Source organism: Amycolatopsis sp. NPDC049252 (genome assembly GCF_043197175.1).
In the GTDB taxonomy this organism is placed as follows: Bacteria; Actinomycetota; Actinomycetes; order Mycobacteriales; family Pseudonocardiaceae; genus Amycolatopsis.
This window is the reverse complement of record NZ_JBICSQ010000016.1, coordinates 86,902-111,003: the sequence shown is the minus strand read 5'-3', so window position 1 is coordinate 111,003 and position 24,102 is coordinate 86,902. Positions and strand designations below refer to the sequence as shown.

Genomic DNA, 24,102 nt, shown 5'->3' with positions numbered 1-24,102 from the left:
TTGTTGGGGCCGGGCGGCGGGCGAACTCGGGAGCTGTTAGGCCAGTCCGGCGCCGACATCGGCGCGACCGACTTGCCACCGGTGGTTTTGCAGTTCACAGAACATCGGGTAGGTGCGCAGCAGTGCATACAGGTTGTACATCCGTTGGATGTGGGTGTGACCGGGAAACCCTGGCACCGCCTGCAGGATCTCGGTGCGTGTCATTGGCTCGGGTGAGCAGGCCAATACCCGGGCTACCTGGTGCAGCAGAGCCTCCCCGATCGAGCCCCGCTCGGCGTCGGCCCAGACCGTCGTGCCTCTTTCGTAGCGTTCGTGCACCTCGGCGGCATGGGTAACCACGGCCTGTCCGACCTCCCGCAGGAACGGCCTGATCTTGACGGCCGCCAATGAGCGCGAACGCCGGTAGGTCAAGAACCCGCCAGCGGCGATTGCTGCAGCGATCATCACGGCCGTCATCGGGCGTTTCCACGCGGCGCGAGCGGTGGCCACGACCGTTCGGGCGGTGCCCTCGACGGCGAGCGTTGCAACCTGCAGGGCGGCGCGGGCTTCGCCCTCGGCTTTGCCGACCTGGCCGACCGCCGACCTGAGTTGAATCCAGTTCTCGTGTGCGAGGCCGCTGCGCTGAAGGTCGCGGTCGTGTGAGACGAGCGCGGCAGGGCCGAGCACCCCGTGCAGTTGCAACATCCCGACGTCGCTCGGATCTTCCTTGGCCAGTTGCTGAGCTTGGGTGGTGTAGGGCAGGCGGTCGGTGTCTACCGTGTAGAGCAGGGGAACATAGGTGCGCCACCAAATCCGTAGCGCTGTGCCAAGGTCGAACGCGCCGCCGTCTTCGCGCCACCGATCTTCCAGCACACGGGGCACTTCGGCCCAGACCCGTCGCGTGATGAACCCGCGAACGGTGCCGTTCTGCATCGCGGCGACGAATGAGGAGGGCGGGATCCGACGGGTTGCCGCGATGACGTCGGAGGTCAGCACCGAGCAGTCGAACACCGCCAGTCGCGGCGGAGCGTGCAATACGCTGAGTCGCTGAAACGGCGACGGGGTGGTGAGCTCGGCTGTCATGGTGACAAGCGTACGACGCCGTACTGACAGGTTCTCCGTGATCTCCGGCTGCAAAGTCGTGCCCAGGACGTCTGCTACGTCGGTTGTCGCTGGTCAGAGCGGCGGGGTCGGCTTCCGAGGACCAGCGATGGTGCGTTCAGCTGGGCGCTACAGGGCCGTGGTGCAAGGTCCGGGCTCCGCTGCGAAGGTAGCTGACGCAGGCCCAGAAGCGGCCGGACATGCGGGTCGATGAGGTCGGGCTGGACCATCGAGCCGTCGACGTAGCGGGGTTTCGGACCGGGAACTCGTCCGGGACGGGGCCGGCTACCCCGGCTTGTTCGCGAAGGGCTCGTAGAGCTGCGCCGCGGTTCGCACGGTCACGAACCCAACACAAACTGGGGTTTTTCAAGCCTGAGTAGTTCATGCGAGGTGATACAAGGAACGCCCAACTCCTTGCACGCGTTAGGTATCTTGATTCTCTTCTTGCAATTGGGGTCGTATTTTTCCCGAGTGACAACGGTGAAGTTGTATGTGAGCGCCTCGGCTACGAGGTAGTAGTCCGCCTTCCGGAGAAAGTCCGACACTGCCGCTGCATCGAACCCCCTGGTTGTCGCCCACGTGCTTACCTTGGCCAGGTTGGGAACCGTCTTTTCGCTCACCTTGATAAAAAAGTTCGCATGCAGTTGCTGTGCCCACTTGGACAGGTCGTCCTGCGCGTCGATCAACTCGTCGCGCACCTTTTCGACGCTCCAAACCAGGCCACTCTGTCCAGCCTTGACGATCCAATCCCAGAATGCGGGACAGAACTCGAATCCGTAGTACGAGTTCTTGGCCTCTATGAAGACGTTCGAGTCGAGAAGGTACACGGCTAGGAAACCCCCAGGTGTTTCGCCAGCTTTTCGAACGTCTCCCTAGTTTTCAGTCCCAGTAGTTGCATCGCTTCGCGTTGAAGAGTTCTGCCCTCGGCGGCGCTTGTCAGAACTGCGCGCGCGAAGCTGCGACTGGTGCGAACGACGTGTGTGTTGTAAAAATTTCCGCCTGGCGACTCTCGTCGATTGGCTAGCAAGGCCTGCAGACGCGCTTCCTCCTGCGCGTATGCTGAGCGGTAGGTTGCCCAGTCGAGCAGTCCTGCCTCGTGTAGTCGACTCAAGATCACAAGAGTGCTCACTTTGAAGAGGGATGCGAGCCTTTGAGTCTCGCCTTGAATATCTGAATCGCGTTGAAAGATTGATCGAACTACGTTCAATGGCGCGAGCACTTCGGCGGCTACTGCGTTGCACCACTTCTCGGAGGTGTTCTCGTCTCCTGTCGAGTGTGGGTCGATGCCGCTCAGGGCTGTTTCTCCCAGCCAAATATGTGCCAGCTCGTGAATAAGTGTAAAGTTTTGCGCGGGCTTCGTGTCGGCGGCGTTGACAAAGACGATCGGAGCGTAGGCGTCGGCTAACGCGAATCCCCGGAACTCGTTCGGGTCGAGGCGGCGATGGGTGTTGCTGCCGACGATGCCGTTCGCCATCACTAGGACGCCGACCTCCTCGGCGGCCTCCGAAATCAGGCGGAACGCGTCAGCGGGGTCCTTCGGGCTGAAGCTTTCCCCTCCGCCGGGGCGGAGGGCGTCACGAATGAGCTGCGCGGCGGTTGCAGCAGGGGTGCGTGTCGTGACTGAGCCGACAATTCCAACTGGATCCTGACCCAAAGAGATCGCGTGGTTGCGATACCACTCTTGGCGTTGCTGCACCATGTAGATGGTGTCCAGCAGGTCTGGGCTCGGCTGAGTTACGCCGGCGTCTCGCCTGGTGCGGAAGTCCGGCAAGGGCACGTCCTCGGCGGGCGGCTCAGTCAAGAAGAAGAACCCAACGGGCGTATGCGTGGCCTCGGCGAATTCCTCAAGCTGGTTGATGGTTGGCGCGATAGACCCACTTATCCAGCTGGGGAGCCTGGGGAAGCGGCGCTCAAGGTCGGCTGCGGGCAAGCCGGAGCGATCGCGTGCCCACGCGATCACGTCTGCCTCCACGTCGACTCTGGTCACCACGCCTCCAGTATCGGATTCAGGCCCAAGATTGTCACAAGATCACCCAGTTGGCCTACTTACTCTGTGTGATCTTTGCTGTTCAGTGCTTCGGGAGGTGCTGATGCGAGGGCCAGTGCCTGGGCCTCCAGGCGACGAATTGACGCCAAGAGGCCTCCGGCGTGCTTGCGCGCCCGAAACGTGTCCGCGGGGGCGTGGCCGCGGTGGCCCAGATCAGTGATCGTGACGTAATGACGCCCGACGCCTCGCAAGGCGATAGCTCACGCCCAGTGCGGTAGCTGGTGAGCAGTCGGCTACAATGCGTGCCGAGTCAAGGCGCGTACGTTCTCCGTCGCTGTCGCTGCCGTCCACGCCGGCTGGTGACGATGTCGACCAAAGGTCCCTGCGGTCCCGCGTAGCAGCAGTCAAGCCCGTTGTCGGTAGGTCTCGTCACGGCAGGGTGTGCGTGGTAAACCCTGCGGAACAGGCGAAGACATGCCCAAAGACAGCCACTCCGCGCGACGTCAGGACGCGAAGCTGCTCGGCCTACTTGTCGACATACCGCACAGCGAGGCGGTGAAACGCCTCGCAGGCGACCGCGGCCCTGAACCCGCTGGCCAAGCCCGGCGCGTCGTCGAAGACTTCCACCAAGCCGCACGCGCTCACACAGCGGCAACCGGCCAATCCGTGCGATCGGCGAAAGACGACCTGCTGCGCGAGCGCGGCCTCCTGCCCGCGGACGCCGCGTTCCCCATCCTGCACGCCAGCACCTACGACTGGTCGGAGATGCACGGTCTCCACACTCGCTGTGAACGCCGAACCGCAGACGTCACACAGTCGCTGACCGGTGTCCTGCTGCCCCCAGTGCCGGGCCAACCAGCTCATCGGCTGCGTGCCGTGCTGACCGCACCTGTCCGTGGACGGGAGCCTGGCGACGTTGTGTTCCTGGATGCCCGGCGGTGGCAGTTCGATTCCAACGTGCCGCAGGCGGACGCATCGACTCCTCGACGTACGCGCTGCACGGCGGGACGTCCCGTCTACACGGAGCTGACGTTGCCGGCCGACATCCTCCTTCCGCTTCCGGCGCTGCGTCGTCGGCGACTGATTCCCGCCCGGACGCAGGCGCCGGTCGCCACGCTGCGAGCAAACTCGGGCCGGCACAGTCCGCTCTACGCTGTGGCTGATGCTGTCCCGATCCCGGCGGAGACACCTCGGCAGGCCCGCGCGCTCCAACGCATTCGTACCTGTGGAACCTGCGACATTGCCTCCGACGAACCGTTCCGTATGGCTCGTGACGGCCAGCGTTACTGCGAGACGCACTTCGACGCTGCTGTCGAGCGGGTGAAACGAGGCGGGCGCGCCCGTGGTCGTGCGGTCAGTGCCGTCTGGGCACGAGACGTGCTGGGTGACCCGGCGACCCTGATGCTCGCACTGCTCGGCGCCGACAACGACAAGATCATCCTCCACGCGGAAAGCCTGGCGGGTGAGGTCGTCTTCGACCACGTCCTGTGCCTGGCTGACGTACCGGACAAGACTGACGTGCTCCTGGGGCAGGTGCGGCTTGACCTGCTGCCGCCGTGGGTCAACGACACCGCGATCCAGACCGTCTTCGGTCGTCGCCTACTGACTGCAGTAACCGAAGGTGCCGACAGCGCGTTCGTCAGCCTGCTTAACGCGGCGCGTGACAGTCGCCAGAGGCACTTCAGTGTCAGGTCGGAGTGGCGCGACCAAGTGTGGCGGCGTTACGAGATTTGGCAGGGGAAGAGGCGACCGGAGCCCGCCCGCTTTGAACTCCGCCGCGCCTTCTTTGAGCCGCAATACCTCGACGCGCCGGTGGGGCGACGTCGTGGTCCGCAGGTGGAGTACGACGCGGCGACAGTGCTGGCCAGCATGCGCGCCATGCTCGCCGAGATGGCAGCAGACGACCTGACTCAGGCAGAGATCGCACACGCCGAGCGCTACCTCGCCGACGAGCCACGTCCGGGGGCCTCCCCGTTCGACCGTCGATCGGACCGCGCCAAGCTGCCAGCGAGCCTGATGCAGGTCTTCGGCGACAAGGACGTGCCGAGCGCCTGAGCACAGACTGGGGTGCCGCGGGCGACCGGGTCCGCAGCACCCCAGGTCCGTCGGGGCTGCAACAGTCAGGACTCCCTACTGGAAGCTTCGGGAGCCACTTCTGTCCATGCGGGGTGGTTTTGCAGGGTGCTGGCGGTGAGTACGCGAGCTTCCTCGAACTCGCCCGGTCTGCGCTCGTAAATCACGGTCATGTCGGGCAGGACATGCCAGCGGTCAACGGCGTTGGGCTGGTCAGTGACGACGTACGTGGTGGCGTTGGCGAGGTCGGGGGCGTCCATCGGCTGTTCTAGCGGCGGCGGTAGCGGCTGGGCTTCTCTTCGAGCTTCATCTCCTTGAGCAGCTGCAGTGCAGCTTCTCGGCCAGGGGCGTGCTCGGCGGTCCCAGCGGAGGCACTGATGAGCTTGGCGAGTGCCATGCCGGCAGTGCGGCGTCCGATCATCTCGAACCAGTGGGCCATCTCGGCAGCATGAACGCCGTGGAATGTGGCCAGCGGCGGGCCGTCGAGGTCGCGGATTATGATCTCGTCGCCGGTATCGTCAAGCCGCCAGAACGGCACCCGCGAGGCGACGGCGTGCACGGCGTCCGCGTGTGCCCGCATACGCTTCGCGACCTCCGCACGCTGCAACTCGCGTTCGTACTTCGTGACCATGGCGTTCTCCTTGGGTGGCGTCGGGCAGGTACTTCCCCTACCTGCCCGACGCTCACCCGAATGTAGAACGCATGTTCGACTGTGACAAGTTGGCGCTGATCACGGCCGCCACTCGTCGCGGTAGCCCGATCGGTCCGCATACGGCAGCGCGAGACGTTGAATCACCGACCAGATGAGCCGGCACTCCATCTCGACGGCGGGATTGGTCGAAGCCTCGCGGCATTTCTGCTCGTAGTGGTCCAGGACCAGCTCGGTGCCGTGCGCTGCACGGGGATCGCCTGCGGCGACCTGGGCACGCAGCCAAGTCGTCAAATCCTCATCCAGCCGGCCTTCACTGTCGTGGCGGAAGTAGACGACGTCGCGCGTCGGGACGGGCTTGCCGTCGTCGGCTTCGAGATCGGTATGGGCCGGTTCGTCCACCATGCCGATTTCGCCAGCTCTGCGCGGCGGGGACCGCTCGTCTAACTCGGGCGGTAGTTCACGACCAGGTGACCTGCTCAGAACGGTCCTCAGTCGACCAGGTAGTGGGCTTCGATGTATGCAACGGTGGAGTCATACGGCTCCCCGACTGGCTTCAACGCGTATCGGCGGAAGACAGCGGCGGTGGCGCGGCGGACGCCGCGGTTGCGGGCGTCGGCGTTGTCCCATGATCGGGCAAGGGTGCGGGTGACTACTTGATCGATCTCCTCGGCCAGGTTCCGCTCCGTCACCGTAAGACCGGGCGGGGCATGATCGTGGATGATTCGCGACAGGACACCCACACGGTCCTCGTCCAACACGATGACGGCTTCGTCAGGGCGCTTCTCGGCGTCCACGATGGCGCGGGCGACCCGGAGTGCTTCCTCCAGGAAATCCAGGGCGTCCTGGGCGTTCTGGATGATCCGGTCACGAAGCTGCCTGATCCGCTCTGCGAGGGCGGTGAACTTCGCGGACCCGGGTTCGACACCCTCCTCGAGCGCGGCTTTGATGCGGTCCAGGATCTCCGCAGCGGACGGCGGCGTCTCGTCCTCGCTGTCATCCTTGCCAGGCTTGGGACGAAAAAGGGCGAGCAGTTCCTTGAGTACGGCGATGCCCTGGGCGTCCAGGACGAGGGCCTCCTCCCGAGCGGCCGCCACGGAGAATGAGTGGACGTGGGCATTGATGATCTCCAGAACCATCGGCCCCAGCTCGCTGAGCCGTTCCCTTCTTTCCTCGTCGGAAGCCTTCTTGAACAGGGTCGTGTAAACGGACCCGAAGAGTCCGAAGCCGTCTTGGTACTTGGTAACCCGCTTGTCGGTGTTGATCAGCGGGTACAGGCGGGCCAAGAGGCGGTAGTCCTTGGTGAACACCTCGGCGGCGCCCGGATTGGCGTCGAGGAAGGCGTTGATGGCTCGAACTGACTCGTATCCGTGGACGGTGAGGTCCAGGTCGTCCACGTCGACGAGGAGATCTTCGATACGAGCGAAGGTGGTACGGAACTCGGCGACCAGCTCGGATAGGTCGGTGACGAATCCGCCACCCTTGCCGGCGGTGGCAGAGGCAGGCTCGACGACGGCCTTCTGCACTTCTTCGGCCAGGCCGATGTAGTCCACGACCACGCCGGATGTCTTCACGAACCCGGTCGGGGCAACCCAGGTGCGGTTCGGGCGGGTGATCGTCTGGAACAGGTTGTGTGCCTTCAGCGGCTTGTCCAGGTAGAGGACGCCCTCGTTGGGTGCGTCGAACCCGGTCATCAGCTTCGCGGTCACCACCAGGAAGCACAGCGGGTCATCCGGGGTGAGGAACCTCCGCTTCTGCTCCTCCTCTGCAGCCTCCGAGAGCCGGAACGGCCGCATGGCGGGGTTTTCGTCCTTGGCATCGGAGACGGAGATGTTCACCTCGGCGGAGATCCGGCCATGCTTTCCAACCTCAGCGAGTACCTGTGTCGCCTCGAAGCCGGCCAGCAGTTCGTTGATCTTGTCGGTGTAGGCGACAGCCAGCTCGCGGTTGTAGGCGACGACCTGGGCCTTCAGACCGTTGCGGTAGGCACCGGCCAGGTAGTGGTCGACGATGTCCTGGCAGACCGCGTCGACGCGGTCGGGGTTGGCGAACACCGAGGTGAGACGCCCGAACTTGCGCGAGAGAGCATCACGGTCGGGATCGTCGAGGTCGAACTCGTCGGCGAACTCGTCGAACTCGGCCTGCAGCTCTTCGTCGTTCATCTCGAAGGCCACCGGGCGCGGGTCCAGCATGACCGGGACGGTCGCTTCGTCCAGCAACGACCGAGACACCGAGTACCGGTGCAGCACCCTGCCGGGGTCGGTCTTCTCGCCGAAGAGGGCGAACGTGTCGGTGGCGAGGTTGCGGACAGGGGTACCGGTCATGCCGAAGAACTTCGCGTGCGGCAACGCCGCGCGCATCTGCCCGGCCAGGGACGCCGTCCTGGCGGACTGGGTGCGGTGTGCCTCGTCGACCATCACGATGATGTTGTCGCGGGTCGAGAGGTTCTTGCCAGCCTCGCCGAACTTGTGGACGGTCGTCGATATGACGCCGCGCACATCGTCGGCCAGCAACGCCCGCAGCTCGGCGCTGCTAGCCGGCTGGTGGAAATAGGCGTCGCCCATCGCAGAGGTGAACACCCCTGAGGTCTGCCGGACGAGCTGGGTCCGATCGGAGAGCAAGATGATCGTGGGCGAGTCGGTACGGGTGTCGGCCAGAAGCAGCGAGGCGGCGAACACCATAAGCAGCGTCTTTCCGCTGCCTTGGTGATGCCAGATCAGACCCTTCTGGCCGCCGGCCAAGACTCGTTGGTGGATCAGGTGGGCGGCTTCCATCTGCGGGTAGCGCGGCAGGTACTTCTGGTCTGCTCCACCACCGGAGGTGTCGAACAAGGCGAAGTTGGCGAGCATGTCCAGGACGGTCGCTGGGTTGAGCAACAGTTCAACGGAGCGTCGCACGTCGGCTTGCCCGGCCAGGTTCTCGTCGTCGGCGGTGGACCGGAATGGCTGCCACAGGTTCGTGGGCGCACCGGCGGCACCGAACCGCAACTTCAGCCCGTCGGAGGCGACAGCGAAGACGTTGGGCGTGAAGAACCACGGGTACTCGGTGGCGTACACGTCATTGATCTCGCGGGCAGCGTCTGTCCACCCGGACTTCGCGGTCGGCGACTTCACTTCGACCACGACCAAGGGCATGCCGTTGACCCAGTACACCAGGTCGAACCGGCGAGAGGTCTTGCCCGGGACCGTGATGGTCACCTCGTCCGACACGACCAGGGTGTTGGCGGTTGGGTCCTCGAGGTCGAGAATCTTGAGCGCGTGCCACACGCCGTCGGCATCGCGGAACTCCTTGAGCCCCCGTAGTAGGTGCAGCACCTGCTCGTTGGCCCGCACGAGACCACCATCTACGGCGTTGACCGTGGCGACGATTTCCGCCACCACCGCGTCCACATCGAACCCGTCGATCACCCCCGGGTTGAGCTCGACGAGGGCGTTTCGCAGTTCGCCGACGAGCACCGTCTGCGTCGTTTCACGCGGCAGCGACCTACCCGCAGTGAAGCTCCAGCCCATCGGGAGGGACCACTGGATCATCAAGTTCTGAAACTCGCGCTCCCGAACGCCTTTCGCCACGTGCTCAGCCCCCCTGCTCGACAGACTCGATGTCGATGGTGTGGTCCAGCAACCCTGCCAGCAGTCTCGCCCGCACGGAACGGAGGCGGTTCGCCTCCGCTCGGGTGGTGGCGACGACTTCGCTCATAGAGTCGAGCTGGAGAGCTATCCGCTTCTGGTCTGCGACGGGTGGAAGGCGTACCGGCATTCGAACTGCACGCATGGCGGTAATGTGCTTGATATTGGTGCCTCCCGCGATATCGAGGAACGTGCCCGACTCATAGGCCCACAAGCACCAATGGTTCACGAAGCCCGAGACGCTGACGCCCTCAATGGCTCGATATCGCATGAGCGTCTTCTGAAAGCAGATTGGCTCTGGTAGCTCTCCGCGCCACACCGCCGGCATGCCGACTGCGGACTGGCTTGCGCTGCCTTCAGACACGAGTACATCGCCGGGTACGAGACCGAATACCTTGCGTTCCTTCAGGTCGAAGTTCATCTCCAACACATCGGTCAAGTCGAGCGTTCCGTACCCTACGTTGGCGGAACGCAGGTACGGCGTCATGTAGGGCCCCGTCGCATACTTGGGTGCCCTCTGTCGTCCCATCGTGATCTCGAACGCCTCGTCAGCACGGATTGCCGGAGTGTCTTGGTTGTTGACCAGTTCGGCACGAAGCTGTCGCAGCACCATGTGTACTGCCCCCGCTTCGGCTTCGAGTGCGGTGATCTGGTCGTCGACTGCGGCGATCACCTCGACGATTCGCTCTTGTGTGGGCAGCGGAGGCAAGGCGAACGGGATGGCACGGAACGATGCGTCGGAGATCGTCTTGCGGCGCAGAACCGTTCCCGAGGCGCGGTCTCGCATCTCATCCCAGAACACCGGTGTCTGGAAGTACAGCCCCAGGAACTCAGGGAGAGCACTCTGGTCTACCTCGTAGGTGATGAAGGCACCAGAGACGTGGGTTCCATCATGTTCCACCCGTGCGACGCCTGCCGGGGCTTCGAACGCTGTAATCGTGCGGAGAACGACATCGTTCGCGCGCACCATGTTCAGGGTTGTGTATTTCGAGACACCACCGACGAATGGTTCCTTCTCGCCGAGGCCGCGCCCATACATCTGGACACTGACTGCCGGGTAGCTAACGCCATCCTGTACCACCACCTTGCGGCGCACTCGAGCCAGCAGGTCACCGAGGGTGATCTGCTTCCAGTCACTCATCGAAGCCCTCGATTCCGGCAGCCGCAAGGACGGCGTGCATGCGTTGCTCGGACTTCTGGCGCTCAGCTCGGGCAACGTTGTAGATGTCGATGAGAGTGCCGAGATCTTGCTGCTCGGCGGCGGCCTGTTTGATGTACTTCCCGATGTCGAGGTTGTACCCGTTCGCTGAGATCTCCGTTGCGGAGACGAATCGCGCGGCGAGTCCACCGTCGCCGTCAGGGTCGGCCGGGTTGCCTTCAGAATCGAAGCTCGAGTGGTAAGCGGTTACCACATCGGCAATGTCCACTTCAGTCAGGACGTTGCGGTTCTTGGCCTTAGTGAACCGCTTGGAGGCGTCGATGAACAGCACCCCGTTCCGGCGCTCCTTCTTCTTGGTGCCGGGCGCGCGAAACACGAGGATGCAGGTCGGAATGGAAGTCGAATAGAAGAGGTTCACCGGCAGACCGATCACGGCTTCCAGGAGGTCGTCGTCCAGGACGCGCTGACGGATGGCTGCTTCCTGGCCGCCGCGGAAGAGGACGCCGTGGGGGAGGACGACGCCAGCGCGGCCTTTCTCGGGGTTCATGCTGGCGATCATGTGTTGTACGAACGCCCAGTCAGCGGACGACTGCGGGGCGACGCCGCCGATGGCGCGCGGGTCGTCGGTCCAGGGCTTCCACTTCAGACTGAAGGGCGGATTGGCGACGATCACGTCGAACTGGGCGACGGACCCGTCGGGCTTTTTGAATCGCGGGTCCTTCAGGGTGTCCCCGACCTCGATTTGAAACTCGGTGAGGTTGTGCATGAACAGGTTCATACGCGCCACACCCGCAGTGTCCGGAACGGCCTCTTGTCCGTGCAGCTTGAGCGTGTAGCCACGCCCGCCGCTGGCCTTCAGAAGGTTCGCGGAGGCAATGAGCATGCCGCCTGACCCGCAGGTCGGGTCATACACCGACTCGAAGTTCTTGGGATCCAAGATCTCGACGATCAGCTCGACGACCTCGCGCGGGGTGAAGAACTGGCCGGCGCGGGTGCCGGACCCATCGGAGAACCGTTTCAGGAGGTATTCGTACGCCCCACCGAGCACGTCGTGGGACATGTTGCCCTCGTGCATCTTCGGAGTACGGTTCATCGCCTGCATGACTGCCGCCAAGACATCCCCTGATAGCACCGCCTCGGAGGTCCAGTTCATCGATCCGAATAGGCGGGAGAACTTGTCAGGGTTCGCCGTTTCGATGGCCTGAAGGGAGGCGCGAACCCTCATGCCGAGGCCTGGCATGGCGACGGTGGCGAGGATGGACGACCAGGATGCGCGACGTTCACTGACCGTGCCGCGATGAATGAAGGGGATCTCGAACGACTGGTAGTCTCGGTACTCGATCTCGTGGGCTTCCTCGGCGGAGAGGTCGTCCAGGCCCTCGTTGTCGGCCAGGAACTCCTGGTGTTGGTGTTCCCAGGTGTCCGATAGGTACTTCCAGAACATCAGCGGGAAGACGACCGAGGAGTATTGCGCTTCGGGCATCACCGCGCGCAGCTCGTCGGCGGCGTCCCACAACCTGTTCTCGATCTCCTGCTGAGTCACTGCCATCAGTCGGTCTGTCCTTCGTCGTGAAAGAGTGGCGGCCGGCAGGCCGTGGCGGTCCTGCTTGTCACCTTATTTCGAGAGTGTGCGGCATGTACACGCCGGGTGCGGCGCTAGTTGACTACCCTGCGTGAACATCACTGCTAACCTGGTCTGAAGGAACCTGGCCGACCGCCAAACCTACGACGAAGGACAGGCAAGGCCATCGTGAAGGTGGACTTCGAGGAGATGCCATTCGCCTGCGGCGAAAGTGCCAGTGGCGGATGCCGATGAAGGGCGGTGGTCCCGGCCGTGGGTGCTGTGCATCGCGGACTTCGACGGGTTCGGCGGCCTCCGCCGGCATCGTCCACGGATGTCCGTGCCGGGGCCTAGCGTTCTCCCCGGTCGGCTGATGCAAGATCTCTGCGGTGACGACGCGGGAGAGCGCGGTGCAGTCGCGTTCCCAGTCGTCGGAGGCTGCGGCTGCGGTGCGGTCAGCGACGCTCGTCCGTCTCCGTAGTGCCAGTTAGACGTCATAGCCGAGATCGCCCGGTTGCGGGCTCGCCCACCTGGGTGATGAAAAGCAACCCTTGAAGAAGGTACTTGCGCGGAGTTGGTTGCGGGACAGGTCCGTCGACGACACGTCGGCCAGCGCCACGGCCCTCCACGACGATCTCGTGGGACTTGGGGGCCGACCCGTCGGCGGCTGCCGTCACGGTGCTCGCATACGAGAGCATCACCAGCTGTACCGCTCGCTCCGAGCGGTCAACGGGGCCCTGGGCAGCGGGCTTGGGCGCGCCGGTTGACCGACCGAAAAGCCATCTCGGTGTGGTGGTAGGCCGCGCCTGGCGGCGTCCTATCTCATGCGCACGCGCGCCACAGCGCCTGTGCAGCTGTGGTCTTGGAGTCCGCGACTGCCTTGTCCCACCTGGCTTGCAGGCTTTCGAGGAGGCGTTGTTCGACGGCGGCGGCGACGTGGGAGTAGGTCTCTTGGACTTTGTCTTGGAGGACGTGGCCGAGGCGGAGGGCTTGGGCAATTTCGGGGATGCCGTCGTCGATCATCCAGGTTTTGTGGCTGTGGCGGAGGCCGTGGAAGGTGAGGCCGGGCTTGGCCGGATGGAGGCGGATGGCCGGGTTGGCGATGTGGAGGTTGCCGTCGGCGGCGGGGCGGAAGGCTCGGCGGGAGAAGTTGCTACGTCGGTGCCATTCGAGGTTGGGGGTGACGAAGACCTGGCGGTGGTTGTGGGAGGTCAGGTGCCAGCGCAGGAGGCGGACGAGGAACGGGGGCAGGCTGATGGTGCGTTCGGATTCGTCGGTTTTGAGGTGGCCGAGGTAGAGCGGCCCGCTGCAGGGTTCGTGGAGAGCGCCGATGTCGGGGTCAAGGTAGATGTTGCCGGTGTCGTCGTCGTAGAGGTGGACGTTGTCGCGGTCGAGGCCGGTGAGTTCGCCCCAGCGGGCTCCGGTCCAGCCGCCGGTGACGATGAGGACGGCGCCGCAGGGCCCGTACTTGAGGGCGGCTTGGTCGGCGACATGGAGGACTTCGGCGGGTTCGCCCCAGATCTTGCGTGGGGTGCGCTGGGCTCGGCGACGGCGCCCGCGGCGGCGGGCAACGAGAGGGTTAGCGGCGATCAGCTTCTCGGGGACGGCGTCGGAGAGCAGGAGTGAGAGGCATTTGATGATGCTGTCGACGGTGGTCTTGGCCAAGCCGGAGGCGCGGAGTTTCTTCTCCCAGGTGCGGATGCCGAGGTTGGTGAGCTCGGCGAAGGCGGTGTTGCCCCAGCGGGGGAGGACGTGGACTTTGAGGAAGCTGCGGTAGTTCTCTTCGGTGCGCTGGTCGATGTCGAGGGAGTCGAGCCAGGCGGGGGCGAACTCGGCGATGGTAGTGCGGCCGTCTTCAGGGGCGATCCAGGTTCCGGCGCGTTGTTCGTGGAGCATCGTGCTGATGTGGTCGTCAGCGGCGTCTGGGGTGGGGAAGCCGGAGATGGCGCCTTTGGTGCCGTCGGTGCGGCGATAGCGGACTCGCCAGGTGTCGTCGCCGGCGGGTTCGGTCCAGGGCACGGTGAACTCCTGCGCTGTGGTGAGGGGGTCGCGTGGTGGTGCGTGTCCAGGACCGCTCCATAGGCGACAGAGAGGAAGCTGATTCGGCGAAGAACCTCGTCGTGGTACCGGAACGGGTGTCAGCGACGGGTGCGGCGTCGGCGTCCGGGGCGGCCGGTCTGGTCGCGGTTGCGCGGTCCGCGGTGGCCTGCGGCGATGATCGCGCGGAGGTCGTCTTCGGTGAAGCGCAGATGCTTGCCGACGAAAGTGCACGGGATGAGACGCTGGCCGGCTTTGCGGCGGAGCCAGGACTCGCCGACGGTCAGCCGCTCAGCCGCGGCTGCCGGCGTGTAGAGAAGCTCGCCCGCTTCGGCGGTGTAGGAGTTGGCGGGCTGGGAGTGGCTCGGTGGCTCGAGTGCTATGGGGTCGGATCGCCGCAGGGCTTCATCGTCAGTTTGCATGGCTGCCTCGCAGTGAGCGACGGGTCGTGGTCGCTGCTAACTCCGTCCAGCCGCATCGGAGGAGACAGGACTGCGGTGATGCGCGGCGAACCGCTTCGTGACGACGCTCGGCGAGAGAGCTGAGCTTGCCGCCGATGGCACGAAGGTGCGCGCAAAGAACCTTTGGCGTCCACCTGTCCGGGGGACGCTACTGGGGCACTTTTCGTGACCCCATTTCGCCGCCCTCGGGCCGGTGCCCCAGTTGTGCCCCAACTACTAGCCGGTAGCTGAACTTCTTCTTGACGAAACTCAAGATCCGGTACAACGAAAAAACCGCCCTACCTGGATCTTTAGATCCGGTGGGCGGTGTTTCGTCACTGTGGAGCTAAGGGGACTCGAACCCCTGACCCCCTCACTGCCAGTGAGGTGCGCTACCAGCTGCGCCATAGCCCCGAGGCGAAGGTGAACTCCGCATCTCGTATGGCCATACAGTACACGCCGCTCCGACGCCCCTGACGCGGGGGTGCCCGCAAGGTCACCAACTAGAGCCCAGCCTTGTGACCTGCAGTTTTAGGACTTATTTTTAGGCGTGTATTGACTCCCGGTGTGTCCGCCGTTACATTTTCGGCGGTTGTGACGCCGAGGTCCCCGCCCGTTACGCCGCGTCTACCCCTAGACCGGGCACGCCTCTGCCGTTTCCTGCTCGAAGGTTGCCGCGTGTGCGGCGGAGGAGGTTTCGCATGAAGACGAGACGGCGGGTGATGACGCTGCTTTCCGCGGCGTTCGTCCTGGTCGGGAGCGTGATCGCGGTGGCGGCGCCGGCGGCTCAGGCCGCGATCACCCCGGACGGGTGGTACACGGTCGCCGCGGTGAACAGTGGGAAGTGTGTCGACGCGCGGGCCGCGGCCAGCGCGAACGGCACCGTCGTGCAGCAGTACAGCTGCAACCAGAGCGCCTCTCAGGAGTGGCAGTTCCAGTCGACCGGTGACGGCTACTTCCGGGTCAACACCCGCAACAACCCGGCCGCGGCCTGGGACGTCACCGACGTCTCGACCGCCGACGGCGGGCTCGTGCAGCTCTGGACCTACTCGAGCGGCCTCAACCAGCAGTGGCAGGCCGTCGACGAGGGGAGCGGGCGGTACCACTTCGTGAACCGCAACAGCGGGAAGTGCCTCGACGTCCCGAGCGCGTCCACCGCGGACTCCGTCCAGCTTCAGCAGTACTCGTGCAACAGCACCACCGCGCAGTCCTTCACACTTACCCCCGTGGGTGGCACGACTCCTCCGACCTCCGGGCAGCCGGACCTCGGCCCGAACGTGGTGATCTTCGACCCGTCGATGTCGAGCGCCAGCATCCAGAGCCGGCTCAACAGCATCTTCAGCCAGCAGGAACGCAACCAGTTCGGCAGCCAGCGCTACGCCGTGATGTTCAAGCCGGGCACGTACTCCAACGACGTGAACGTCGGCTTCTACACGCAGGTGCTCGGCCTCGGGCTCAGCCCGGACGCCGTGACGATCAACGGCGCCGTGCACGTCGAGGCCGACTGGTTCCCGCCGCAGAACGCGACGCAGAACTTCTGGCGTGGCGCCGAGAACCTCTCGGTGAACCCGACCGGCGGCGCCGACCGCTGGGCCGTCAGCCAGGCCGCGCCGTACCGCCGCATGCACGTCCGCGGCGACCTGCAGCTCGACGACGGCGGCTGGGCCAGTGGTGGCTGGATCTCCGACTCGAAGATCGACGGCCAGGTCCGCTCCGGCTCGCAGCAGCAGTGGATCTCGCGCAACTCGCAGTTCGGCAGCTGGAACGGCTCGAACTGGAACATGGTCTTCGCCGGCGTCCAGGGTGCGCCCTCGAACACCTTCCCGTCGCCGCCGTACACCACGGTCGCCCAGACGCCGGTCACGCGCGAGAAGCCGTTCCTCTACATCGACAACGCCGGGAACTACCAGGTGTTCGTCCCGGGTGTGAAGACCAACGCGTCCGGCACGAGCTGGGCGAACGGCACGGCGCCCGGCAGCTCGATCCCGATCGACCAGTTCTACGTCGCCAAGCCCGGCGCGTCCGCCGCGGACATGAACGCCGCGCTGGCGGCGGGCAAGAACCTGCTGGTCACGCCGGGGGTCTACCACCTCAACCAGGCGCTGCACGTGACCCGGCCCGACACCGTCGTGCTCGGCCTCGGCATCGCCACCCTGGTGCCGGACGGCGGCGTCACCGCGATGAACGTCGACGACGTCGACGGCGTGAAGGTGGCCGGCCTGCTGATCGACGCGGGCACGACCAACTCGAACACGCTCATGCAGGTCGGCGCGGCCGGCTCGACCGCCGACCACTCGGCCGACCCGACGTCGCTGCACGACGTGTTCTTCCGCATCGGCGGTCCGGCCGTCGGCAAGGCGACCAACAGCCTGGTGGTGAACAGCAACAACGTGATCGGCGACCACATGTGGATCTGGCGCGCCGACCACGCCGACAACGGCAACAACGTCGGCTGGACCACCAACACCGCGGACACCGGGCTCACCGTCAACGGCAACAACGTGACGATGTACGGCCTGTTCGTCGAGCACTACCAGAAGACGCAGGTCGTCTGGAACGGCAACGGCGGCCGGACGTACTTCTTCCAGAACGAGATGCCGTACGACGTGCCGAACCAGGCGGGCTGGATGAACGGGTCCACGAAGGGCTACTCCGCCTACAAGGTGGGCCCGAACGTGACCAGTCACGAGGCGTGGGGGCTGGGCAGCTACTGCTTCTTCAGCACCAACCCCTCGGTCGCCAGCGCGCACGCCTTCGAGGCGCCGAACACGCCCGGTGTCAGGTTCCACGACATGGTGACCGTCTCCCTCAACTACCAGGGGACGATCACCCACGTGATCAACACGACCGGTGACACCACCCCGCAGGGGACCAAGCCGGTCAACCTGGTCAGTTACCCCTGATCAACCGGCGTGCGCCGTGGTGGCGGCCGCGGCGCACGCCGGTCCTCATGCTTCGTGAATCCTCCGGGCCGGCATCCCGCCGATGGACGCCTTTCCCGTGTGGACGGTCCAAACCGGACAGTCCGAGGCCGGCTGCCGGTCGCGGTGTCGCTGTTCAGCGCCTCTGGAGCAGGTCGAGGCGGGTGAGGTGCTCGTCGAGGGCTCCGACGTCGTCGGCGTGCCGCTGAAGCCGGCCGAACCGGGGGAGCGGACGGCACGACGGTGCTCGCGGACCTGCCCAGCGTGACGGCCGCGGAGCTGCTCCCGGGCACAACGGCGGCAGCCGGCCGCGGACGCGTGAGCCGACGGGCCACTGTGGACCCGTGGCCCGAACGGGTGGTGAACCGCGCCACGCGCCCGAACTGCCGCGATACTGGTCGTCCCGGAGTGCAAAGGAGCGGGACATGACCGCCTTCGGAATCGTCGTCGAACCTCGCCAGGCCTGGCCGCTCACCGCCGTGCGCGGTGTGGTCGCCGTGCTGTTCGGGATCTTCGCGCTCGTCTGGCCGGGCGCGACCGTGCTGGTGCTCGCGATCCTCTACGGCGTCTACGCGATCGTGGACGGCATCGGCGGGCTGATGCAGGCGTTCCGGCCGGGCGACGGCGCCCACCGCGCCGCGTACGGCGTGCTGGGGGTGCTCGGCATCCTCGCCGGGATCCTGGTACTGGTGTGGCCGGGCATCACGGTGCTGCTGCTGGCGCTGCTGGTCGGCCTGTGGGCGATCGTCACCGGCGTCGCCGAGATCGCCGCGGCCATCCGCCTGCGCAAGCAGATCCAGGGTGAGGCGTTCCTCATCCTGGCCGGCGCGATCTCCGTGCTCGCGGGCATCCTCATCGTGATCAACCCGATCGCGGGCGCGTACGGCGTCGCACTGCTGGTCGGCATCTACGCGCTGATCTACGGGATCGTGCTGCTCGTGCTGGCCTTCCGGCTGCGCAAGATCGCGAACACGCCCGCCACGCCCTGAGTACCGTGCGGGGATGTGACCCGCGAACTGGTGGTGCTGGGCACCGCGAGCCAGGTGCCCACGCGCCACCGCAACCAGAACGGCTACCTGCTCCGCTGGGACGGCGAGGGCATCCTCTTCGACCCCGGCGAAGGCACCCAGCGGCAGATGGTGCACGCCGGCGTCGCGGCCACGGACGTCACGCGGATCTGCGTCACGCACTTCCACGGCGACCACAGCCTCGGCCTGTCCGGCGTGATCCAGCGGCTGTCGCTCGACAAGGTGCGGCACACCGTGCACGCCCACTTCCCGGCGTCCGGCGCGCACTACTTCGCACGGCTGCGGCACGCGACGTCGTTCCACGAGACCGCCGACCTGCGGGAGCAGCCGGTCGAGACCGACGGCCCGATCGCGTCGGGCAAGTTCGGCGTCCTCGAAGCGCGGCTCCTCAGTCACCCGGTCGAGGCGTTCGGGTACCGCCTGATCGAGCCGGACGGCCGGACCATGCTGCCCGAGCGGCTGCGCGAACACGGCATCAACGGCCCCGACGTCGGCAAGCTCCAGCGGGACGGACAGCTGGGGACGGTGAGCCTGGACGACGTCAGCGTGCCCCGGCGCGGCCAGCGGTTCGCGTTCGTCATGGACACCCGGCTCTGCGACGGCGTCTACGCCCTCGCCGAGGACGCGGACATGCTCGTGATCGAGTCGACCTTCCTGGCCGAGGACTCCCGGCTGGCCCGTGACTTCGGCCACCTGACCGCGCGGCAGGCGGCGCGGGTGGCCGCCGAGTCCGGCGTCCGGCAGCTCGTGCTGACCCACTTTTCCCAGCGTTACCCCGAGCCGCAGCGGTTCTTCGACGAAGCACGGGCCGAATTCGACGGTGAGATCGTGGTGGCCCGAGACCTGGAGCGGGTCCAGGTGCCGAAACGCCGGTCCTCCCCAGCGGGCCACCTCGCGCCGTAGGCTGCAGGACGTGAGCCAGCCGATCCTGATGACCGTCGACGACGATCCCGCCGTGTCCCGCTCGGTCGCCCGCGACCTGCGGCGGCGCTACGGCAAGGACTACCGCGTCATCCGCGCCGACTCGGGCGCCGACGCCCTCGACGCGCTGCGCGAGATCAAGCTGCGCGGCGACGCCGTCGCGGCGATCCTCGCCGACTACCGGATGCCGCAGATGGACGGCATCGCCTTCCTCGAGAAGGCGATGGACCTGTTCCCGCACGCCCGCCGTGCCCTGCTGACCGCCTACGCCGACACCGACGCCGCGATCCAGGCGATCAACGTCGTCGACGTCGACCACTACCTGCTCAAGCCGTGGGACCCGCCGGAGGAGAAGCTCTACCCGGTGATCGACGCGCTCGTCGAGACCTGGAAGGCCGTCGGCGACAAGCCGGTCGACGAGGTCAAGCTCCTCGGGCACCGGTACTCGTCGCCGTCGTTCCACATGCGCGACTTCCTCGCGCGCAACGCCGTGCCCTACCGCTGGTACTCGGTCGAGGAGGACGAGGGCAAGCGCTTGCTCAAGGCCGCCGACGCCACCGAAGCCGACATCCCGGTGATCGTCACCCCCGAAGGCACCGTGCTCAAGCGCCCCTCCACCAGCGAGATCGCGGACGCGGTCGGTTTGTCGACCCGGCCGGCGCAGGAGTTCTACGACCTCGTCGTCATCGGCGGCGGCCCGGCCGGGCTGGGCGCCGCGGTGTACGGGGCGTCCGAGGGCTTGCGGACCGTGCTCGTCGAGAAGAAGGCCACTGGCGGCCAGGCCGGCACGAGTTCGCGCATCGAGAACTACCTCGGCTTCCCCGACGGCGTCTCCGGCGCGCAGCTGACCGACCGGGCGCGGCGCCAGGCGCAGAAGTTCGGCGCCGAGGTGCTGACCGCCCGCGACGTCGTCGGCCTGGAGGCCCGCGGCTCGTCCCGGGTCATCACCTTCGGCGACGGCAGCGAGATCGCCGCGCACTCGGTGATCCTCGCCAGCGGCGTCACCTACCGCGCGCTGGACGCCGAGGGCATCGAGGAGCTGTCCGGCCGCGGCGTCTTCTACGGCTCGGCCGCCACCGAGGCGCCCGAGTGCAAGGGCGAGCACGTCTACATCGTCGGCGGCGCGAACTCCGCCGGGCAGGCCGCGGTGTTCTTCTCCAAGCACGCCAGCGACGTCAGCATCCTGGTGCGCGGCGAGTCGCTCGAGTCGTCGATGTCGCACTACCTGATCGAGCAGATCGCCGGCATCGGGAACATCCACGTCCGCACCCGCACCACCGTCAAGCAGGCCCACGGCGACGAGCACCTGGAGCGGCTCACGCTCTGCGAGAACGGCGTCACCGAGGAGGTCGACACCGGCCACCTGTTCATCTTCATCGGCGCGGCCCCGCGCACGGAGTGGCTGGGCGACGACCTCCACCGCGACGAGCACGGCTTCGTCTGCACCGGCCCGGACCTCCTGGCCGGTGGCCAGCGCCCGCGCGGGTGGACGCTGGACCGTGACCCGCATTACCTCGAGTCCTCGATCCCGGGCGTCTTCGTAGCGGGCGACGTGCGGTCCCAGTCGGTCAAGCGGGTGGCCTCCGCGGTCGGCGAAGGCGCGATGGCCGTGACGCTGGTACACCGGTACCTGGAGGAACAATGAGCGCACTGCCGCGGGAAGAGCTTCGCGGCCTCTTCCTGTTCGAACACCTTTCCGAGGACCAGCTCGACTGGATCGCCGACAACGCCGTGCTCGAGGAGTACGAGGGCGACACCGTCGTCATCCACGAGGGTGACGAAGCGACCTGCTTCTACGTCCTGCTGAGCGGCGCGATCCGGATGACGAGGATGGTCAGCGGCACCGAGGTGGAGACCAACCGGTCCGACCAGCGCGGAGCCTACTTCGGCGCGACGCAGTTCTTCGTGCACCAGGAGAGCGAGCACCGCTACAACGCGACGGTGCGCGCGCTGTCCGACGTCACGTTCCTGACGCTGCCGTCGCGGGAGTTCTCCTTCGAGTTCCGCCGGTGGTTCCCGATGGCGACGCATCTGCTGGAGGGCATGTACCTCGGCTGGCGCAACAGCGACACCGTGATCGGCTCGCGTCGCCGGCTGCTGGCGCTGGGCGAGCTGTCGGCCGGCCTGACGCACGAGCTGAACAACCCGGCCGCGGCCGCCGTGCGGGCGACGTCCGCGCTGCGCGAACGCGTCGCCGGGATGCGGCACAAGCTGGCCTTCCTGGCGAAGAGGGACATCGATCCCGAGCTGCTCTACCAGCTGATCGACGTCCAGGAGACGCTGGTCAAGCAGGTCGCGCAGGCGGAGAAGCTGACCGCGATGCAGCAGTCCGACCGCGAGGACGAGATCGGCGACTGGTTCGACGAGCACGGCATCGACGGCGGCTGGGACCTCGCCGACATCTACGTCCGCGCCGGGCTGACCACGGCCGACCTGGACCAGGTCCTGGAGCAGGTCGGCGACACCTTCATGGACGGGGCCGCCCGCTGGCTCGCGTACGCGCTCGAGACCGAGATGCTGATGGGTGAGATCGAGGACTCGACCACCCGGATCTCGGCGCTGGTCGGCAAGGCCAAGCAGTACTCGCAGATGGACCGCTCGCCGCACCAGTGGGTCGACGTCCACGACGGCCTCGACTCCACGCTCGTGATGCTCGCCGGCAAGATCGGCGACGGCGTCCGCGTCGTCAAGGAGTACGACCGGAGCCTGCCGAAGATCCCGGCGTACGCGGCCGAACTCAACCAGGTCTGGACGAACATCATCGACAACGCGCTGGGCGCGATGGGCGGCGAAGGCACGCTCACGCTGCGCACGTGGGGTGTCAACGACCAGGTGCGCGTCGAGATCGGCGACACCGGGCCGGGTATCTCCGACGACATCAAGGGACGGATTTTCGAGCCGTTCTTCACGACCAAGGCGGTCGGCGAGGGCACCGGGCTGGGCCTGGACATCTCGTGGAAGATCGTCGTCGAGCGGCACCAGGGCGACCTGCGAGTCGAGTCCGAGCCGGGGAACACACGGTTCGAGGTGTGCCTCCCGACCGAAGAGCAGGCTTCGCTCTGATGGCCACCGTCCCGACGGTCACGACCGAGCTCGGGGCGCTGGTGGGGCTGGCGGGTGAGGGCGTCCGGCGGTGGCGCGGGATCCCGTACGCCCGGCCGCCGGTCGGCGAGCTGCGGTGGAAGGCGCCGCAGCCGCCTTCGCTCTCGGGTGGCGTGCACGTCGCGGTGGAGTACGGGCCGCACGCGATGCAGTCGCCGGACCCGATGAACCCGCAGGCGGTCTGCGACGAGGACTGCCTGTACCTCAACGTCTGCACGCCGGAGGAGCCCGCGCCCGAGGGTGGCTACCCGGTGTTGTTCTGGCTGCACGGCGGCGGCTACCGCGTCGGTCACGGTGAACAGCTCGGTGACGGCGAAGAGTTCGCGCGGGCCGGGATCGTGGTCGTCACGATCAACTACCGCCTCGGCTCGCTCGGGTTCCTGCACCTCGCCGGGATCTTCGGCGAGTCCGAAGCGGACGCCGGCGTGGGCGGCCTGCTCGACCAGATCGCCGCCTTGAAGTGGGTGCGCCGCAACATTTCCGCGTTCGGCGGGGACCCGGCGCGGATCACCGTCTACGGCGTCTCGGCGGGCGCGAAGAGCATCGGGAACCTGATGGGCAGCCCGCTCGGCGCGGGGCTGTTCGCGCAGGCGATCAGCAGCAGCGGCGGCGCGGACCACGTGGCGACGCCGGAAACGGGCACCGCGCTGGCCCGGCGGCTGCTCGACGAGGTCGGCTGCCACGACGTCGAAGCGCTGCGAGCGTTGCCCGCCAAGGAGTTCGTCGAGGCGCAGGAACGGATCCTGACCGGGTTCCAGGCGCTGTGGCTGTGGCGCCCGACGCTGCACCCGCGCGTGCTGCCCGAGGTGCCGGTCGAGCCGATCCGCCGTGGCAGCGCGGCCGGCGTCCCGCTGCTGGTCGGCTGCAACAGCAACGAGGGCAGCACGTACGCGATGATGCTGGGCGACGAGATCGCGACGGCGCCCGCGGAGGACGTCCTCACCGAAATCCTTGGCGCGGAAGGAGCTTCGCAGCTCCTGGAGACCTACCTCCGCCGCGTCCCCGACCTCAAGTCCGCGAAGATCGCCGCGATGGGCGACGAACGCTACGGCGTCCCGACGCAGCGCCTCGCCGACGCGCAGTCCGCGCACGCCCCCGTTTACCGCTACCGCATCGACATCGCGGCCCCCGGGGTGCCCGAACAGCTCGACGGCGGCCACGGCACCGAGACGACGATGGCGTGGAAGGCCCCGCTGCCGCTGTTCGCGCAGGCGTCCGACGTGAACCCGGCCCGCGAGCGCGCGGCGTTGCTCGTTCACCGGTGCTGGGTGCGGTTCGTGCACGACGGCGTCGCGTCCGCCGACGGCCCCGACTGGCCGCGCTACGGCCCGGAACTGCGTCCGGTGATGGTTTTCCGGGAAGACACGGACCTGGTGCTCGATCCACGTGCCGAAGAGCGAAAGGCTTGGGGCGACACGGAATGGGCGTCGGGCACCTGGTTCCCCGTCACCTGACACTGTTCATCTTTCGTTCACTTCGAACTGGTCCCCTCGCGCGTCAAACGAGTCGAAGGCCCTG

At 66.4% G+C, this 24,102-nt stretch carries 18 protein-coding genes and 1 tRNA gene; 7 read left to right on the top strand and 12 right to left on the bottom strand.

The features are described 5' to 3' along the window. Positions 1-36: 36 nt before the first annotated feature. From ACGFMK_RS20335 to ACGFMK_RS20325, 3 genes are all read right to left on the bottom strand, one after another. The gene (locus tag ACGFMK_RS20335) at positions 37-1,062 is read right to left on the bottom strand and encodes a hypothetical protein (RefSeq protein ID WP_392765188.1); all 1,026 of its coding nucleotides are present in this window, start codon (positions 1,060-1,062) and stop codon (positions 37-39) included. Between the two features lie 356 nt (positions 1,063-1,418). Then, complete coding sequence (locus ACGFMK_RS20330; protein WP_392765185.1) at positions 1,419-1,907, bottom strand: DUF4411 family protein; 489 nt, start codon at positions 1,905-1,907, stop codon at positions 1,419-1,421. A gap of 2 nt (positions 1,908-1,909) precedes the next feature. Continuing rightward, positions 1,910-3,067: an ImmA/IrrE family metallo-endopeptidase gene (locus tag ACGFMK_RS20325; protein WP_392765182.1), complete on the bottom strand. Its 1,158-nt coding sequence runs from the start codon at positions 3,065-3,067 to the stop codon at positions 1,910-1,912. A gap of 474 nt (positions 3,068-3,541) precedes the next feature. Here ACGFMK_RS20325 and ACGFMK_RS20320 point away from each other — a divergent pair, with 474 nt between their 5' ends. Beyond that, positions 3,542-5,122: a hypothetical protein gene (locus ACGFMK_RS20320; RefSeq protein ID WP_392765179.1), complete on the top strand. Its 1,581-nt coding sequence runs from the start codon at positions 3,542-3,544 to the stop codon at positions 5,120-5,122. A 65-nt stretch (positions 5,123-5,187) separates the two neighbouring features. Here the strand turns inward: ACGFMK_RS20320 and ACGFMK_RS20315 are convergent, their stop codons facing one another. From ACGFMK_RS20315 to ACGFMK_RS20275, 9 genes are all read right to left on the bottom strand, one after another. Then, complete coding sequence (locus ACGFMK_RS20315) at positions 5,188-5,400, bottom strand: hypothetical protein (RefSeq protein WP_392765178.1); 213 nt, start codon at positions 5,398-5,400, stop codon at positions 5,188-5,190. A gap of 8 nt (positions 5,401-5,408) precedes the next feature. Next, complete coding sequence (locus tag ACGFMK_RS20310) at positions 5,409-5,771, bottom strand: hypothetical protein (protein WP_392765175.1); 363 nt, start codon at positions 5,769-5,771, stop codon at positions 5,409-5,411. Between the two features lie 99 nt (positions 5,772-5,870). Next, on the bottom strand, positions 5,871-6,194 hold the full coding sequence (locus ACGFMK_RS20305) for a DUF6221 family protein (protein WP_392765172.1): 324 nt from the start codon (positions 6,192-6,194) through the stop codon (positions 5,871-5,873). Positions 6,195-6,280: 86 nt separating this feature from the next. Continuing rightward, on the bottom strand, positions 6,281-9,358 hold the full coding sequence (locus ACGFMK_RS20300; RefSeq protein ID WP_392765170.1) for a type I restriction endonuclease subunit R: 3,078 nt from the start codon (positions 9,356-9,358) through the stop codon (positions 6,281-6,283). Between the two features lie 4 nt (positions 9,359-9,362). Beyond that, complete coding sequence (locus ACGFMK_RS20295) at positions 9,363-10,556, bottom strand: restriction endonuclease subunit S (RefSeq protein ID WP_392765168.1); 1,194 nt, start codon at positions 10,554-10,556, stop codon at positions 9,363-9,365. Next, complete coding sequence (locus ACGFMK_RS20290; protein WP_392765165.1) at positions 10,549-12,123, bottom strand: N-6 DNA methylase; 1,575 nt, start codon at positions 12,121-12,123, stop codon at positions 10,549-10,551. The genes ACGFMK_RS20295 and ACGFMK_RS20290 overlap by 8 nt, the downstream gene beginning before the upstream one ends. Before the next feature lie 834 nt (positions 12,124-12,957). After that, a complete protein-coding gene (locus tag ACGFMK_RS20285; RefSeq protein WP_392765162.1) occupies positions 12,958-14,154 on the bottom strand; it encodes a tyrosine-type recombinase/integrase in 1,197 nt (398 codons plus the stop codon). A gap of 119 nt (positions 14,155-14,273) precedes the next feature. Further along, positions 14,274-14,594: a helix-turn-helix domain-containing protein gene (locus tag ACGFMK_RS20280; protein ID WP_392765159.1), complete on the bottom strand. Its 321-nt coding sequence runs from the start codon at positions 14,592-14,594 to the stop codon at positions 14,274-14,276. Positions 14,595-14,953: 359 nt separating this feature from the next. Then, positions 14,954-15,026: transfer RNA gene (locus ACGFMK_RS20275), tRNA-Ala, on the bottom strand. Between the two features lie 287 nt (positions 15,027-15,313). Here ACGFMK_RS20275 and ACGFMK_RS20270 point away from each other — a divergent pair. From ACGFMK_RS20270 to ACGFMK_RS20245, 6 genes are all read left to right on the top strand, one after another. Continuing rightward, on the top strand, positions 15,314-17,515 hold the full coding sequence (locus tag ACGFMK_RS20270; protein WP_392765157.1) for an RICIN domain-containing protein: 2,202 nt from the start codon (positions 15,314-15,316) through the stop codon (positions 17,513-17,515). A gap of 443 nt (positions 17,516-17,958) precedes the next feature. Next, positions 17,959-18,522: an HdeD family acid-resistance protein gene (locus ACGFMK_RS20265; RefSeq protein ID WP_392765154.1), complete on the top strand. Its 564-nt coding sequence runs from the start codon at positions 17,959-17,961 to the stop codon at positions 18,520-18,522. Between the two features lie 15 nt (positions 18,523-18,537). Next, positions 18,538-19,464 carry a ribonuclease Z gene (locus tag ACGFMK_RS20260; protein WP_392765152.1) on the top strand — a complete coding sequence of 309 codons (927 nt, stop codon included), beginning with the start codon at positions 18,538-18,540 and terminating at the stop codon, positions 19,462-19,464. Positions 19,465-19,474: 10 nt separating this feature from the next. Then, on the top strand, positions 19,475-21,127 hold the full coding sequence (locus ACGFMK_RS20255) for an FAD-dependent oxidoreductase (RefSeq protein ID WP_392765150.1): 1,653 nt from the start codon (positions 19,475-19,477) through the stop codon (positions 21,125-21,127). Continuing rightward, complete coding sequence (locus tag ACGFMK_RS20250) at positions 21,124-22,545, top strand: ATP-binding protein (protein ID WP_392765147.1); 1,422 nt, start codon at positions 21,124-21,126, stop codon at positions 22,543-22,545. The genes ACGFMK_RS20255 and ACGFMK_RS20250 overlap by 4 nt, the downstream gene beginning before the upstream one ends. Continuing rightward, positions 22,545-24,038: a carboxylesterase/lipase family protein gene (locus ACGFMK_RS20245; protein WP_392765145.1), complete on the top strand. Its 1,494-nt coding sequence runs from the start codon at positions 22,545-22,547 to the stop codon at positions 24,036-24,038. Before ACGFMK_RS20250 ends, ACGFMK_RS20245 begins: the two co-directional genes overlap by 1 nt. The last annotated feature ends 64 nt before the right edge of the window (positions 24,039-24,102 follow it).